10 protein-coding genes are annotated in these 15,082 nt (G+C 67.9%); 6 read left to right on the top strand and 4 right to left on the bottom strand.

Features of this window, described 5'->3' with window-relative positions; all coding sequences use genetic code 11:
• Window positions 1-136 precede the first annotated feature (136 nt).
• Window positions 137-1,060: a LysR family transcriptional regulator gene (locus FBZ87_RS24235; RefSeq protein ID WP_145613166.1), complete on the top strand. Its 924-nt coding sequence runs from the start codon at window positions 137-139 to the stop codon at window positions 1,058-1,060.
• A 12-nt stretch (window positions 1,061-1,072) separates the two neighbouring features.
• Here the strand turns inward: FBZ87_RS24235 and FBZ87_RS24230 are convergent, their stop codons facing one another.
• From FBZ87_RS24230 to FBZ87_RS24215, 4 genes are all read right to left on the bottom strand, one after another.
• Entirely contained in the window at window positions 1,073-1,471 is a 399-nt protein-coding gene (locus FBZ87_RS24230) for a hypothetical protein (protein WP_145613165.1), read from the bottom strand.
• A complete protein-coding gene (locus tag FBZ87_RS24225; RefSeq protein ID WP_145613164.1) occupies window positions 1,465-2,055 on the bottom strand; it encodes a peptidoglycan recognition protein family protein in 591 nt (196 codons plus the stop codon). Before FBZ87_RS24225 ends, FBZ87_RS24230 begins: the two co-directional genes overlap by 7 nt.
• Before the next feature lie 124 nt (window positions 2,056-2,179).
• Entirely contained in the window at window positions 2,180-2,602 is a 423-nt protein-coding gene (locus tag FBZ87_RS24220) for an organic hydroperoxide resistance protein (RefSeq protein ID WP_145613163.1), read from the bottom strand.
• Window positions 2,603-2,809: 207 nt separating this feature from the next.
• On the bottom strand, window positions 2,810-3,262 hold the full coding sequence (locus tag FBZ87_RS24215) for a carboxymuconolactone decarboxylase family protein (RefSeq protein WP_145613162.1): 453 nt from the start codon (window positions 3,260-3,262) through the stop codon (window positions 2,810-2,812).
• A 122-nt stretch (window positions 3,263-3,384) separates the two neighbouring features.
• Between FBZ87_RS24215 and pdxR the strand changes: the two genes are divergently transcribed.
• The 5 genes from pdxR to FBZ87_RS24190 all read left to right on the top strand — a co-directional run bounded on the left by pdxR (window position 3,385) and on the right by FBZ87_RS24190 (window position 15,072).
• Window positions 3,385-4,806: a MocR-like pyridoxine biosynthesis transcription factor PdxR gene (gene pdxR, locus FBZ87_RS24210; protein WP_145613161.1), complete on the top strand. Its 1,422-nt coding sequence runs from the start codon at window positions 3,385-3,387 to the stop codon at window positions 4,804-4,806.
• A 234-nt stretch (window positions 4,807-5,040) separates the two neighbouring features.
• On the top strand, window positions 5,041-5,586 hold the full coding sequence (locus FBZ87_RS24205) for a cysteine hydrolase family protein (protein WP_145613160.1): 546 nt from the start codon (window positions 5,041-5,043) through the stop codon (window positions 5,584-5,586).
• A gap of 202 nt (window positions 5,587-5,788) precedes the next feature.
• Complete coding sequence (locus tag FBZ87_RS24200) at window positions 5,789-11,704, top strand: autotransporter outer membrane beta-barrel domain-containing protein (RefSeq protein ID WP_145613159.1); 5,916 nt, start codon at window positions 5,789-5,791, stop codon at window positions 11,702-11,704.
• Window positions 11,705-12,067: 363 nt separating this feature from the next.
• Window positions 12,068-12,694 carry an invasion associated locus B family protein gene (locus tag FBZ87_RS24195; protein WP_246134569.1) on the top strand — a complete coding sequence of 209 codons (627 nt, stop codon included), beginning with the start codon at window positions 12,068-12,070 and terminating at the stop codon, window positions 12,692-12,694.
• Between the two features lie 41 nt (window positions 12,695-12,735).
• A complete protein-coding gene (locus tag FBZ87_RS24190; protein WP_145613158.1) occupies window positions 12,736-15,072 on the top strand; it encodes a tetratricopeptide repeat-containing sulfotransferase family protein in 2,337 nt (778 codons plus the stop codon).
• Window positions 15,073-15,082: the final 10 nt, after the last annotated feature.

The raw sequence follows: 15,082 nt of genomic DNA, 5'->3' as shown, positions 1-15,082 counted from the left end.
TGGGGCGGCCCTGCGGATAAGACAGCGCGCCGGCACTTCATTGATGAAGAAAAGCGACTAATGTGGGGGCTGCGGGGCGTTTTGGCCCCTAATCATGCGTTCCCAGGAACGCACTGTTGCCATTTGGGGATAGCTGATGCCGCATTTGCCGGATTTCGAGGCCTGGGCCGTCTTCGCCAAGGTGGTGGAGCGGGGGTCGTTCTCCGCCGCTGCCGAGGATCTGGGCCTGTCCAAGACCACGGTGTCCAAGATCATCACCCGGCTGGAGGAGCGCATGCGCACCACGCTGCTGCACCGGACCACACGGCAGCTGTCCCTGACGGAAAGTGGCCGCTCAGCCCTGACACGGGCCAGCCGCATCCTCAGCGACGGCGCCGCCATCGAGGAAGACATCTCGGAAGAGGCGGCGACGCCGCGCGGCACCGTCAAGATCGCCGTGACCATCACCTTTGGCTTGGAACACCTGGCGCCGGTCATTCCGGACTTCATCGCCAAGTATCCGGAGGTGGGCGTCGACCTGCACCTGACCGACGATGCCATCGACATGGTGGCCGAGGGCTATGACCTGGCGGTACGCGTGGGGGCGGCGGCTGATTCCTCCCTGCTGATCAGCCGGCTGTTCTCCTTCCGGCTGCCCGTCGTGGCGTCACCCGCCTATTTCGAGCGTCGCGGCAGGCCGGCCCATCCCCGGGATCTTGAAGGGCACGAAGCGCTGCTCTTTTCCCACGTTCCCGACCATGCCCACTGGCGTTTCCAGCATCCGGAGCATGGCAGTCTGGTCGTGCCGGTCACGGGCCGTTTCCACGTCAACAACGGCTTGGCCGCCGTTCCGGCGCTGGTGGCCGGCATGGGCATTACCGTGTTGCCGGAATCCTTCGTCTGGCGGGAACTGGAGGACGGCCGGCTGGAAGAGGTGCTGGCCGACTGGACGGTGCCCTCCATCCCCGTCAACATGCTGACACCACCCCGCCGGGTACGGCCGGCGCGGGTGCGGGTGATGATCGAATTCCTGCGCCAGCGCTTCATGACCATGCCCTGGGCGCGCGGAGTGGAGATGTAGTGTCAGGCGAAGTTACTTGGGAATTTCAGGGCCAATGAGCTGCAGGACATTATTGTCCTTTTCGGACAGCAATATGTAGCCCGTTCCCCCAATATCGAGTTTCCACTCGAGAGTCCTGCCGTCGCGTGTTGTTAAGTGGCCCTTGAAGACACAGCCTGTCACTGTCGCCTTCTCATTGAAATCGTATCCAGGCTCTTCGTGGGATTTCCTGAACCATTTCAAGGCACTATCATCCGACAATTCCTGGGTGTCGCAATTCGGCGTATACACTTTATCTTTTTCAGCACCCTCGAATAAGCCCTTCGTCTCCACGGACACGGACTTGATGTCGATCGTCTTGACCTTGGCAGTGGCGATTTGCGGCGATATCACCATGGTCGCGACCAGGACATGGCTAAGCCTGTTTACCATGCTGCCGTCTCCGCTTCGTGCTTGTTTTTGTATGAAACGTCGGGGTGGCGATATATTTCGACTGTTGGATATTTCAGAACGGCTTTGAAGCTGTCCACGAGCCAGTGCAGTGATTTGTTTTGTGCATCCGTGCACGGCTCGAAGGTCGATGTGCTAAGTCCGTTCTTTATCTCCATGGAAACGATCTCTATGCCGATGGAGTCGTCATTCATGGGAAAGCGCTCCGGGAATGGCTTCTCCTTCTCCACTTCGTTGATATTTGAGTATTTGTTGCCTACGATCAGATCAACTTCCGTGGCGGGGCAGGTGTTCTCCAGAACGCAACGTGGTTTTAATTTGCCGACGTGCCACAGTTTCCATTTGATGGACGCGGTCTGATATAGTGTCCCATCTTTATCGATCAGGAAATGGGCGCCATTCGGGTTTGCCCCGCCATAGCTATTAAACGTGGCTTCGGCGGTGGGGGATGCTGTCTGATGGACTATTATCCCATTGATAACCGCCATTTTCCCATGATTGAGATTTGGGAACGGCTTGCGCGTCACCTTGGGATCCACTGCCCAGCCATCGGCGTCGATGATCATTTCCCAACTCCCGGCCTGGTCAAGCCTCGTGGCGGCTTTGCACACCATCGAAGTTGTATCGGATGGTAGGCGCGGCAACTCGGCTACCGCGAGAGGGTAGGGACGATCGCCCTGATTTGCTGAGTCAGAACAGGTCCAGCCGGACGTTTAGGCCGTTGCGGGTGGCGTGGGAATAGGGGCAGGCGATGTGGGCCTGCTGCACCAGATCCTTGGCCACGTCCGGGTCCACGCCTGGCAGGCTGATGGTCAGCGCCACGTCCAGACCATAGCCCTGGCCATCGTCGCGCTTGCCGATGCCGACCTCCGCGCTGACGGTGCTGTCGTCCGCCAGCTTGACCTTGCGGCCGGCGGCAACGGACTTCAAAGCGCCGAGGAAGCAGGCGGCGTAGCCGGCGGCGAACAGTTGCTCCGGCGTGTTGCCGTCACCGCCCTTGCCGCCCAATTCGCGCGGGGCCGCCAGGGTCACGTCCAGGCCGCCGTCCGCCGTCCGCACCGTGCCGGTGCGACCGCCAGTGGCGATGGCGCGGGTCTGGTACAGGGTCTTCATGCGGGACGGGCTCCGGGCGATTGGGGCGGTACTGCCCACCCATCTTCAATAGCGCCGTCGCATGGCCGGGACTATCGCCCAGGCCCCACATCACTGTTGACGAGAAGGAACTAATACCGGGCTGTATAGGGATCTCTGTCCTTCCATTGCGCCAGGAACGGCAACAGCCGGGCGGTGGGCGGCCCGGCCGTTGGTATCTGGGACTGTTCAAACCTTGGCGGCGGCCGGCACGGCGCGGAAGCTGATGGCCATGCGGTTGTAGGCGTTCATCAAGCCGATGGCGATGGTAAGGTCGGCCAGCTCCTTGTCGCTGAACTGCGCGCGGGCGGCCTGGAACTCCGCGTCCGGCACGGCGGTCTCGGCCACGCGGGTCACCGTCTCCGCCCAGCGCAGGGCCGCCTGCTCCTGCTCCGTGAACAGGGCGCCGGCCTCATGCCAGGCTGGGACCAGCACCAGCTTTTCCACGTCCAGTCCGCCCTTCAGCAGGTCGCGGGAATGCATGTCGATGCAGTAGGCGCAGCCGTTGATCTGCGAGACGCGCAGGTAGACCAGGTCCACCAGCTGGGCGGGCAGGCCGCTTTGCGTGAGGTAGCCGTAGACACCGCCCAAGGCTTTCATGCCGGCGGGGGAGGCGTTGGCGTAGTCGAGACGCAGGGTCATGATCCGTTTCCTTATAGCTGTCTGTCGGGTTGGGCGGCGGGGGCCGTTGACAAGAAGATGCGCCCGGCATGGATCAGGAAACAGGACCAAGAATTATCAAAAAGGCTGTACCATGATGGTCCATGGACACCGACCTTTCCATCGTCCTGGACCGTACGGCGGCGATGCCGCTGGCGGCCCAGATCCACGGCGCCCTGCGTCAGGCCATCCTGGGCGGCCGCCTAGCCGCCGGCGCCCGCCTGCCGTCCTGGCGCGATCTGGCGGCCCAGCTGGGCGTGGCGCGCGGCACCGTGCGGGTGGCGTATGAAAGACTGATGGATGAGCAGCTGGTGGTGGGCTTGGGGGCGGCCGGCACCCGGGTGGCGCGCTGGCCGGTGCCCGACCTGCCGCCGGTGCCGCCGCCGGCGGAGACCTTGCCCATGGCGGCCTTCTTCCATGATTTCGAGGGCATGCCGCTGGCCTTCCAGATGGGCGTCCCGGCCCAGGACGCCTTCCCCTATACCCAGTGGTCCCGCGCCCTGGCCCGGGCGGCGCGCAAGGCGGCCCAGGCGCCGGTGGGCTATCCCGACCCGCGCGGCCATCCCGAGCTGCGGCACGCGATCGCCGCCTATCTCGCGATCGCCCGCGGGATCCAATGCGCGCCGGGCCAGGTGCTGGTGACCAACGGCTATGCCGGGGCCCTCAACTTGGTCGTCCGCGCCCTGGGGCTGGAGGGCAGGGCGGCGTGGATGGAGGAACCGGGCTTCCCGCTGACCCGCACAGCCCTGACGCTGGCCGGGATGCGGCCTGTGCCCGTGCCGGTGGATGGCCAGGGGCTGGACGTGGCCGCCGGGGTGGCTGCGGCCCGTGACGCCGCCCTGGCCGTGGTAACGCCGGGGCAGCAGGCGCCCCTGGGCATGGCGCTGTCGCTGGCCCGCCGCATCGCCCTGCTGGATTGGGCCCGCCACGCCGGCGCCTGGGTGCTGGAGGATGATTATCTGAGCGAGCTGCAACTGGCCGGTCGGGCAGCACCGGCCCTGGCGGCGGTGGACCACGCGGCGGGCGGCGACGCCCGCGTGCTGCACGCCGGCACCTTCAGCAAGACCATCAGCCCGGCCCTGCGCCTTGGCTTCCTGGTGGTGCCGGCCGCCCTGGCCGGCCATTTCGGCGACGTGGCCGCCTGCCTGTCGCCCGCGCCGGCGGCCCCGGTGCAACGGGCCGTCGCCGCCTTCCTGGCGGAGGGGCACTACCTGCGCCACCTGCGGCGGATGAAGCGGCTCTACGCCGCCCGGCGGGCCGCGCTGCTGCGCGCCCTGGAGGGCCTGCTGCCGGTGCGGGCCACGGCCGGCCTGTCGGTGGTGGTGTCGCTGCCCCCGGGCACTAATGATATCGCCATCGCCAACCAGGCCCTGGCCTTCGGCATGGCCCCGGTGCCGCTGTCGCCCTGGTACGTGGCCGAAGGCGCATGTGAAGCCGGCCTGCTGCTGGGCGTCACCAACCTGAACGACCGCCACTTGGCCGCCGACTGTGAACGACTGGCGGAGTTGGTGGCACGTTTCCGGTGAGGGCAGGGACGTTGGATAAGGGGGCTTGACTGCGGCCCTCACCCCCCTGCATGGTGCCGGCCATGAACGCCTTCTTCGCCCTGACTGTCAAAACCATCACCACCACCGCCATCGGCGGGCGGTGCGGGATGGGCTTGTCGGCGTAAAGCCAGGTCGTTCCGCAACCCCCGCCCTAACGGGACGGGGGAGATGGCCAAAGGCGCCTCCGTTCCAGAACCCGAACGGAGATCCCTCATGAGACCCCAACACTCCCGTCGTTCCTCCTCCGCCCTCATCGTTCTCGACATGCAGGTGGGCCTGGTGCATGGCCCCGTGCCGCCCCATGGCGGCGCCGGCGTGGTTGTGCGCATCCAGGACATGGCCGATCGCGCCCGCAAGGCCGGCGGCATGGTGGTCCTGGTCCAGCATGACGGCCCGGAAGGGTCGCGCGCCGCCCCGGGCTCCGCCGATTGGCAGCTTGTGGAACAGCTGGCGCCCCAGGCCGGCGACCTGGTGGTGCGCAAGTCGCGGCCCAGCGTGTTCGCCGGTACGGAACTGGCGGCCCTGCTGCGCGACCACGGCATCGGGCGCGTGGTGCTGTCTGGCATGAAGACGGAATATTGCGTCGATGCCTCCTGCCGCGCCGCCCGTGATTTGGGCTTCGAGGCCGTGCTGGCCGGCGACGCCCATACGACGATCGACACGCCGGCCCTGCCCGCGGGCGCCATCATCCACCACCACAACCTGACGCTGGGCGGGCCCTTCGCCCAGGTCATGGCGGCGGCGGCCGTGGGGTTTTGACGGGGGATTCCGGCCTGCCCATCCGCCGCTGTCCAAAATACCCAGGTAGGGACAAGTGATGGAAAAGACGCAGGTTTGTTGAGCACCCTCCGTTTCGCGCCCGCTGGTCACCGTTTGGTCACAGGCCAAGGCCAACCCCGGCACGCTTGAAAGGGGCGGCGCCCGCTCAAGGGTGCGCCCAGATCAAGGCGGGGAGGGCCATATGGGGCTTAATACGGGCACGGCGGCGCGACTGCTGAAGGGCGGGTCCTCCTTGCTGGCGCTGGGTGCCGCGCTGGCGGCGGGGGCGGCGCGGGCGCAGGATGTCACGCTCACCGGGGCCACCATCGGCTATGCCAACGCTGGCACGCTGGGCTCCTTGCTGATCACCGGCACGGCCACCGTGGCGGGCGGCACGGTGGCGGGTATCGCCAACACCGGCACCATCGCCACCCTGACCAATGACGGCACGCTGACCGGTACCTTTGGCGTGCTGAACCAGGGCGGCATCGGCGCGCTGATCGACAGCGGCACGATCCAGGGCGCCGCCACAGCGCTGCGCAACGAAGGCACCATCGCCAGCCTGACCATCACCGCTAGCGGCGGCCTAAGCGCGAATTCCACGGCCTTTTACAATGGCGGCAGCATCGGCACGCTGGTGAACCAGGGGCGGATCGGCGACGGCATCGGTTTCGGACAGCATGCCCTGTTGAACGCCGGCAGCATCGGTACCTTTCTCAATGGCGGGGTCATCAGCGGCTTTTCCGGCGGCGTGGTCAACCTCGGCACAATGGGCCGCCTGGGCAACACCGGCACCATCGAGGGGCCCGTCATCGCCCTGATGAACCAGGGCACGGTCGGCCGCCTGGACAATGCGGGCATCATCAACGCCGCCAGCACCGCCCTCTATGTCCACACCGTGGGCGGCGTCGGCCTGTTTAACAACAGCGGCCTGATCGCCGGCCAGGCCGGCCTGTGGAACGATGGCAGCATCACCACACTGGTCAACACCGGTACCCTCAGCGGCGGCACCCAGGCCGGCCTGACCAACCGGGGATGGATCGGCCAGGTGGACAACGGCGCCACCATCTACGCCCTGCTCACCGGCCTGGACAATGCGGGCATGCTGGACAGCGTCATCAACAGCGGCACCATCATCGGGCGCAGCGACGGCCTGGTGAACGCCGGCACCGTGGGCACGCTCAGCAACAGCGGTACCCTGACCAGCAGCCGGGGGGAGGCCATCTATAACGGCCAGGGCACCCTGGCCGTGCTGGACAACAGCGGCACCATCAGCGGCTACAAGGCCATCGCCAACGCCGCCAGCCTGGGCCAGGTGACCAACAGCGGGCTGATCAGCGGCACGGAGTTCGCGTTCGATCTTTCAGGCACCACGGGGACGGTCAGCAACAGCGGCACCATCATCGGGCCCACCGCCCTGCGGTTGAACAGCGGCGCCACCCTGGCCGGGCTGATCAACCAAGGCACCATCATCGGCAATATCGTGAACCTGTCGTCGGCCCCCCTGACGCTGGCGGGCGGGGCTGTCCTCGGCACCTACACCGGCACCAACGGCGGCCAGGCCATGGTATCCAGTACGCTGGCCAACGTGGTGCTGGGCGGCGGGCGCCTGCTGCTGAACGATGGCGTGGATGTCGGCGGCCACACCCTGGTGAACGCCGGTGCCACCGTGGTGCTGGATACGGTGGTCAGTGTCACCGGGGCCTATGCCCAGGCGCAAGGCGGGCTGGACCTGGCCACCGTCGCCGCCCGGCTGGTGGTCGGCGGTGCCGCCCTGATCAGCGGCGGCACGGTCATGACATCGCCCGCGCCCACGGCCACCTATCGGGTGGGCGATACCGTGGGTACGTTGGTCCAGGGCGGCACCGGATCCAGCTATGCCGGCGTCACCGTCGCCAGCGGCGTGGCGGGCCTTGCCTTGGCGGGCCGGGCGGGCGGAACCGATCTGCTGGCGGTGGCGGCCAATGATTACATCGGCGATGCCCAGGGCTCACTGGCCAACACCGGCACGCTGGCGGCCGTCACGGCCGTCCATATCGCGGCGACCGGCAGCCTGGCCACTCTGAACAACAGCGGCACCCTGCAGGGGACGGCCTACGCGATCTACGGTGCCGGCACGCTGGACACCGTGGTCAACAGCGGGGTGATCGCCGGCACCATCGTCAATGCCACCACCCATGCCCTGACCATCGCCGGTGGCCTCGGGGGGGCGATCGGCACACTGACCGGCCTGGCGGGCGGCCCGGGACTGCTGCGCAGCGGCGGCGATGTGGTCCTGGCCGGTGGCGCCCTGCTGCTGAACGACGCCATCGACGCCACCGGACACACGGTGGCCAACATCGGCGCCACCGTCGCGCTGGGCGGCACGCTGACCATCACCGGCGGCTACAGCCAGACCGGTGGCGTTCTGGCGCTGGGCGGCAACACCCTGGTGGTGACCGAAGCGGCGCTGCTGAGCGGCGGCACGGTGACGGCCAGCCTGTCCGCCACCGCCAACCGGATGGCGGGAGGGGTCGCGGGCACCTTGGTTGCGGGTGGCATGGCGTCGCGCTATGGCGGCGTGGCGGTGGACGTCGGCGTCACCGGCCTGTCGGTGGCTGCGGTGGCGATGACCATCGGCGGGCGGGTGGACCTCGTGGCCACGGCCACCAACGACTATGTCGGCGGTGCCCTGCCCGCGCTGGAGAACGCCGGTATGATCACGGCCGCCACGGCTGTCCACATCGCGGCCACGGGCAGCGTGGGCACCGCCGGCAATACCGGCGCCCTGGTGGGCACCGTGGCGGGCGTCGCCAACCTCGGCGCCGTCGGCCTGCTCAGCAACCAAGGTACCCTCAGCGGCGTGACGCGCGGCCTCTACAACACGGGCACCATCGGCACCGTAACCAACAGTGGCCTGATCACCGGGGCGACAGCGCTATACACCAGCGGCAGCATCGGCGCCGTCGGCAACAGCGGCGTGATTGCGGGGCGGATCATCAACGCCTCGCCCAACGCGCTCAGCATCAATGGCGGTCCCAGTGGCGCCATGGGCACCCTGACGGGGCTGGCCGGCGCGCAAGGGGCCATCGTCAGCACCGGCGCCGACGTGGTGCTGCCGACCGGCAGCCTGCTGCTGAATGACGCGGTGGACGTGACTGGACACACGCTGGTCAACAGCGGGGCGTCGGTGCTGCTGGCCAGCATCGTCAGCGTGACCGGCAACTATGTTCAGACGGGCGGCACCCTGGCGGCGGGCATCGGCGGGGCCTCCGTGGGTGGATTGGTCGTCAACGGGGCGGCCAGCCTGACGGGCGGCACCGTGGCCGTGGCGGCGATGGCCGGATCCAACCTGCTGGCGGGCGACAGCTACACCATCGTGGCGGCCGGCAGCCTGACCGCCACGGGCCTGACCGCTGCGGCCAGCGGCTTCACCGCCACCCTTGGCACAACCACCAGCGGGGCCGCATCCGACCTGGTGCTGACGCTGGTCAGCGACTATATCGGCGGCACCCTGGGCACCCTGGCCAACAGCGGGGTGTTGTCGGCCGCCACCGCGGTGATGATAACGCCGGCCGGCAGCCTGGGCACCCTGGCGAACACCGGCGCCATCCTGGGAGATGTGGTGAACGCCAGCGCCAACGACCTGGTGGTGACGGGCGGCGGTGGCGGCACGGTGGGGACGCTCGCCGGCGGCATCATCCACAACAGCCTCAGCAACCTGATCTTCGCCGCCGGTGACCTCAGCCTGGGCGACGTTATCGACGCCGCTGGCCACACCGTGGTCAACGGCGGCGCCAACATCGCCCTGTCCCGCGACGTGGCCATCACCGGCGCCTACACCCAGGCGGCGGGCACCCTGGCCGCCGCCGGCAACGTGCTGAGCGTCAGCGATGCGGCCATGGTGACGGGCGGCGTGGTTTCCGCCGGGGTGAACGCCGGGGGCAATTACCAGGTGGGCGACAGCGTCACCCTGATCCACGGCGGGGTGGGGTCCAGCTACGCGGGTGCCACGGTCACCAGTGGTGTTGCCGGCCTGTCGGCCACAGGCGCCGCCAGCGGTACCGATCTGCTGGCCGTGGCCGGCAACGACTATGTCGGGGGCGGTCTGGACAAGCTGGACATCTCCGGAACGCTCACCAACACCGCCGGTGGTGCCACGGCCTTGTATATCGCGGCCACCGGCGCCCTGGGCACCTTGGCCAACAGCGGCATCATCGCCGGTGACATCGTGAACCAGTCAGCCAACCCCCTGGTGGTCAGCGGGGGCACGGACGATGCTCCCGGCACGCTGACCGGGGCAGGCGGGCGGCTGGGGTCCATCACCAGCCGCTTGGCCGACGTGCGCTTCATTTCCGGCACGCTGCTGCTGAACGACCATCTGGACGTTGGCACGCATGGCGTGGTCAACAGCGGCGCCACCCTGCTGGTCAACAGTGCCATCAACATCACGGGCAGTTACAGCCAGACGGGCGGTGGTCTGGTGATCGGTGTCGCCTCCACCAGCAGCTACGGCAGCCTGGTGATCAGCGGCAGCGCCAGCCTGGACGGCGGATCGGTGACGCTGAAGCCCACGGCCGGCGGGGCGCTGCCGGCCGGTAGCTACACCATCGTGTCGGCGGGTGGTGGGCTCAACACCGGTACCCTGTCCCTGGCAGCCGCCGGCTACACGGTGACAAGTTCCACCATGACCAGCGGGGGCCACACCCAGCTGGTGCTGACCCTGAGCACCGCCAGCACTGGCACCACGGGCGGGAACACGGGTGGCAATACAGGCGGCAGTACGGGTGGGAACACGGGTGGCAATACAGGTGGCAGTACGGGTGGGAACACGGGCGGCAATACAGGCGGCAACACGGGTGGGAGTACAGGTGGCGGGAATACCGGCGGGTCGACCGGGGGCGGGACCGACACCGGGGGAACGAATGGCGGAACGGGAAACACGGGTGGAACGGGCACCGGTGGCGGCACGACCAACCCGACGTCCCCCGTTGGTTCCCGCTATGCCGCGGTGGGCCTGGCCCAGGGTGGGGCGGCCATGGGGGCCGGCACGGCGCTGGATGCCATCGCCGCCAGCGGCGGCGGTGCGGCCGCGGCCTTCCAGGCGGCGGTGCTGACGCCCCTGTCCGGCCTGCCGGTCACGGCGCAACGGCTGGCGGTGGCGCAGCTTGCGCCCAACCAGACGACGCCGCAGATGACCCTGTCCATGACGGCGCCCACCACCACGGCCATCAGCCAGCACCAGCAGACGGTGGCGGGCCTGATGGCTGGCACCGGCGCCTCGGCCGGTTCCGGCGTAGAGCAGGGTGCTATTTGGGGGGAAATCCTGGGCGGTGGCGCCCTGCGCGCCAATAGCGCGGATGCGGCCGGGTATCGCGCGAGCAGCGCCGGTCTGGTACTGGGCGCGGACTGGTATGCCGATGACCAGGTGATGGCTGGCCTGGCTTTCAGCTGGCTGAACAGCGCGGCCGTGGGTCAGGGGGTATCGGCAAACAGCCTGACGCGGGCGGGCAGCTATCAACTGACGGCCTACGGCGTCTGGCGGCCGGACATCGCCGACCAGCGGCTGTCCGTCGCCGGCCAGGTCAGCTTCGGCTACAACCATTACGACCAGCGCCGCTGGATCGATTTCCTGGGCGCGCGCGCCAACGCCAACTATGGGGGGGAGCAGTACCTGGGCAAGCTGACGGTGGGCTATGACCTGCCGCTGACGGAGACCTTCACCCTGACGCCGCAATACAGCCTGCGGGCCGTGCGCCTGACCAACCACGGATACCAGGAACACGACGCGGGCGTGGCCGACCTGGCAGTGGACGCGCTGGTGACCAGCAACATCACCCAAGAGCTGGGGGCGACGATGGCCACCCAATTCAATACGGGGCTGGGCGCCCTGGTGCCGGAACTGCGCGTGGCCTGGGTGCACGATTACCTGAACGGCCCCGTCGCCACCACGGGCGTGCTGGCCGGCGTGGCTTTCGCCAGCACCACGGCCCAGGTCAGCGCTGACGGTGTCGCCATCGGTGTGGGCGCCACCCTGCGCCAGGGCGACAGCGTCAGCTTGCGCCTGGAATACAGCGGGGAATACCGCCGGGATTATCAGACGCACGCCGGCATCCTGCGTGCCACCTGGGCGTTTTGACAGCGCGGAGGTTCGTCTCAGCGCATGTAGCCGAGATGTGAACGAATCACTTGGACGTCAGGTTCGCACAGATTTGGCCAAAGCGTGAAAAGCCACTTGCCATTTACAGACAGTCGCTCATTTTTCATCAGAATTGATCAGAGGTAGGGGGACCATTTCCCCGGGTCTACCGCCGACACCGCCGCCCACCCTCTAAATGGCGCAAAAAAAGCTTTTGAGAGCTTGACCTTGTTATCGCCCTGTTGGTTAGTCCCTTATCGTCCTTCCGTATAGGCTGTGGGCGATAGTTAGGACATGGCGGGAAGCCGCCATTTCATTCTATAAGCGGTTAGACCGCATACTTGCAGGGGCCGGAGTACCGAGATGAGCATAGTGGCGAGGGCGGCGTTGGTCGCGATGACGGCCGGCGTGTTGGCGGCGTACACCGGGGTGGCCACCGCCACCGTGGCGGCGGAGCCGGTGAAGACACCCCCGCCGGCGACGTCCGTTCCTGCCCCTGCCGTTCCCGCCCCTGCCAACGGTCCGGCCGCCGGCAAAGGCCCCGAGGTGACCAAGGCGCCGGGCCCGCTGTGGTCCAAGAGCTGCGCCAAGACCGACGCCGGCGCCGAAATCTGCTATGTCGAGCAGTTTGCCATCGCCACGCCACAGAACGTCATGATGCTGCATGTCCGCGTGGGCTATCTCGGCCCCGACGGCAAGCCGCGCCTGATCCTGGCGACGCCCCTGGGCGTCCTGCTGCAGCCGGGCATCACCCTGGTGGTGGACCAGGACAAGCCCTTGTCCCTGCCCTTCGACGCCTGCCAGCAAGGCGGGTGCGTCGCCGCGGCCGACCTTGAGGACGGCAAGGTGTTGGACCACTTCACCGGCGGCAAAGTCCTGGCGGTGCGTTATATCAATGGTGACAAGGCCGCCGTCGACATCCCCGTGCAGCTGAGCGGCCTGGCCGCGGCGCTGAAGGCCCTGCCGGCGCCGCCCAAGCGCACCCCGTAAGCCATCCGCCCTGACCCACTCCTGAAAAGCGCTGTGAAGCCATGAACACTCAACCGCAGACCACCATGACCGTTGAGCAGGCGCTGGGCCAGGCCCACGCCCATTGGAACGCCGGCCAGGCCGACCAGGCCGAACGGTTGTGCCAGCATGTGTTGGCGCTGTGGCCGGGGCAGTCGGACGCCCTGCACCTGATGGGGCTGATGGCCCACGCCTACGGCAATCTGGACCTGGCGATCGACCATCTGCGCCGCGCCTGTCAGGCGCCGCGCGTGCCGGCGGTCTACCTCAGCAACCTGGGTGAGATGCTGCGCCAGCGGGGCCTGCTGGCCGAGGCCGAGGTGGCCGCCCGCCGCGCCGTCACCATGGACAACGCCCTGGTGGCCGGTTGGAACAACCTGGGCATCATCCTGCAGGAAGCCGGCAAGCTGGAAGACAGCCTGACCTGCCTGGAGCGAGTGGTGGCGCTGCAGCCCAATTATGCCGAGGCGCACAACAACCTGGGCAACACGCTGAAGCGCATGGGCCGGCTGGACCAAGCCCGCCAGCGTTACGAATACGCCCTGAACCTGGCCCCGGCCTATGCCGAGGCGCAGAGCAACCTGGCCAACCTGCTGAACGACCTGGGCCGCCCGGACGAGGCCCTGGCCGCGGCGCGCAAGGCCATCGACCTGAACCCGCGCCTGTCGGACGCCTACATCAACGCGGCGGCGGTGGAACTGGGCCGCAACCGCAATGAGGACGCGCTGCGCTGGATCGACGCGCTGCTGAGCTACGCCCCGCTGCATGCCGGCGCCCTGACCGTGCGCGCCACGGCCCTGCGCCATCTGGAGCGGCTGGAGGAAGCCTTGGCCGACGCCCGCCGCGCCGTGGCGCAGCAAGCCGACAATGGCGAAGCGCAGAACGTCCTGGGCGAGGTGCTGCAGGCCCTGGGGCAGCATGACGAGGCGCTGGCCGCCTTCGATCGCGCGTCCAAGACCCTGGGCTTCGCCCCCGAAAAGGCCTTGATCAACCGCGGCGTCCTGCTGATGGAACGCGGCGACAAGGCCGAGGCCAAGGCCGCCTTCGAACAGGTGGTGGCGCAGTTCCCACGCTCCGCTTCCGCATGGTTCAACATGTCGGACCTGCACCGCTTCCAGGCCGGCGACCCGGCCGTGACCAAGATGGAAGCGCTGCTGTACGGTCCCGACCCTGTGCAGTCGCAGACCGACCGCACCGCCTTGAACTTCGCCCTGGGCAAGGCGTGGATGGACATCGGCGACGCCGACCGCGCCTTCGGCTACCTGAACGAAGGCAACCGTCAGAAGCGCGCGACCTTTGCCTATGATGCCGCCGCCACCGGCCGCTGGATGGGCGACATCGCGGCGTCCTTCCCGGCCGATGCCTTCAAGAAGGCCAGGTCCAGCCTGGCGGGCAGCGACCAGGCGGTGTTCGTGCTGGGCATGCCACGTTCCGGCACCACCCTGATCGAGCAGATCCTGGCCAGCCATCCCCAGGTGGCCGCCGCTGGCGAGCTGTCGGCCTTCAACAACTTGGTGAACCAGTTGGGCCCGTATCCCCAGATCGCCGCTCACCTCACGCCGGAGATCACCGGCGGCCTGGGCCAGCGCTACCTGGACTTCATCCGCCCCCTGGCGGGCGGTCGCCGCAAGGTCGTGGACAAGATGCCGTCCAACTTCCTGTTCGCCGGCCTGATCAACCTGGCCCTGCCTGACGCCCGCATCATCCATGTGCGCCGCGACCCGGTGGACACTTGCCTGTCCTGCTACACCAAGCTGTTCACCCGTGAGCAGCTGTTTACGTATGACCTGGCGGAGTTGGGGCAGTTCTACCGCGCCTATGAACGGCTGATGGACCATTGGCGCGCCGTGCTGCCCTCCGACCGTTTCATTGAAGTGCGGTACGAGGACGTCGTGGACGACCAGGAAGGCCAATCCCGCCGCCTGATCGAGGCCATCGGACTGAACTGGGATTCCGCTGTCCTGGACTTCCACAAGACCCAGCGCACCATCCGCACCGCCAGCCTGAACCAGGTGCGCCAGCCCATCTTCCGCAGCAGCATAGGCCGCTGGAAGCCGTTCGTGGCCCAGCTGACGCCGCTGCTGACGGCGCTGGGTGTCGACCCCAACGCCCCGGACGCCCCAATGGACGCTCCGGCGGCCGCGCCGGCCAAGAAGCCCGCCGCGAAGAAGGCGGCGCCCAAGGCCGAAAAGGCGCCTGAGCCGGTGGCCGAGGCGCCCGCGCCTGAGACATCCGCGCCGAAGGCCAAGGCGGCACCCAAAAAAGCGAAGGCCGAGGCCCCGGTGGCTGAGCCTGTCGCCGCCCCCGCCGAGGATGCGGCGAAGCCGTCGCGCAGCCGTCGCAAGCCGGCCGCCAGCTGACAGGGCCTGC

Origin of the sequence: Nitrospirillum amazonense, from assembly GCF_007828035.1 — a bacterium.
Classification (GTDB): domain Bacteria; phylum Pseudomonadota; class Alphaproteobacteria; order Azospirillales; family Azospirillaceae; genus Nitrospirillum; species Nitrospirillum amazonense.
Note: the sequence above shows the minus strand (reverse complement) of the source record. Positions and strands in the feature narration are given on the sequence as shown.

Bases quoted from the DNA above. Each gene is read 5' to 3' on its own strand.
- FBZ87_RS24235 (WP_145613166.1), top strand. From the start codon at position 137: ATGCCGCATTTGCCGGATTTCGAGGCCTGGGCCGTCTTCGCCAAGGTG.
- FBZ87_RS24230 (WP_145613165.1), bottom strand. From the start codon at position 1,471: ATGGTAAACAGGCTTAGCCATGTCCTGGTCGCGACCATGGTGATATCG.
- FBZ87_RS24225 (WP_145613164.1), bottom strand. From the start codon at position 2,055: ATGATCATCGACGCCGATGGCTGGGCAGTGGATCCCAAGGTGACGCGC.
- FBZ87_RS24220 (WP_145613163.1), bottom strand. From the start codon at position 2,602: ATGAAGACCCTGTACCAGACCCGCGCCATCGCCACTGGCGGTCGCACC.
- FBZ87_RS24215 (WP_145613162.1), bottom strand. From the start codon at position 3,262: ATGACCCTGCGTCTCGACTACGCCAACGCCTCCCCCGCCGGCATGAAA.
- pdxR (WP_145613161.1), top strand. From the start codon at position 3,385: ATGGACACCGACCTTTCCATCGTCCTGGACCGTACGGCGGCGATGCCG.
- FBZ87_RS24205 (WP_145613160.1), top strand. From the start codon at position 5,041: ATGAGACCCCAACACTCCCGTCGTTCCTCCTCCGCCCTCATCGTTCTC.
- FBZ87_RS24200 (WP_145613159.1), top strand. From the start codon at position 5,789: ATGGGGCTTAATACGGGCACGGCGGCGCGACTGCTGAAGGGCGGGTCC.
- FBZ87_RS24195 (WP_246134569.1), top strand. From the start codon at position 12,068: ATGAGCATAGTGGCGAGGGCGGCGTTGGTCGCGATGACGGCCGGCGTG.
- FBZ87_RS24190 (WP_145613158.1), top strand. From the start codon at position 12,736: ATGAACACTCAACCGCAGACCACCATGACCGTTGAGCAGGCGCTGGGC.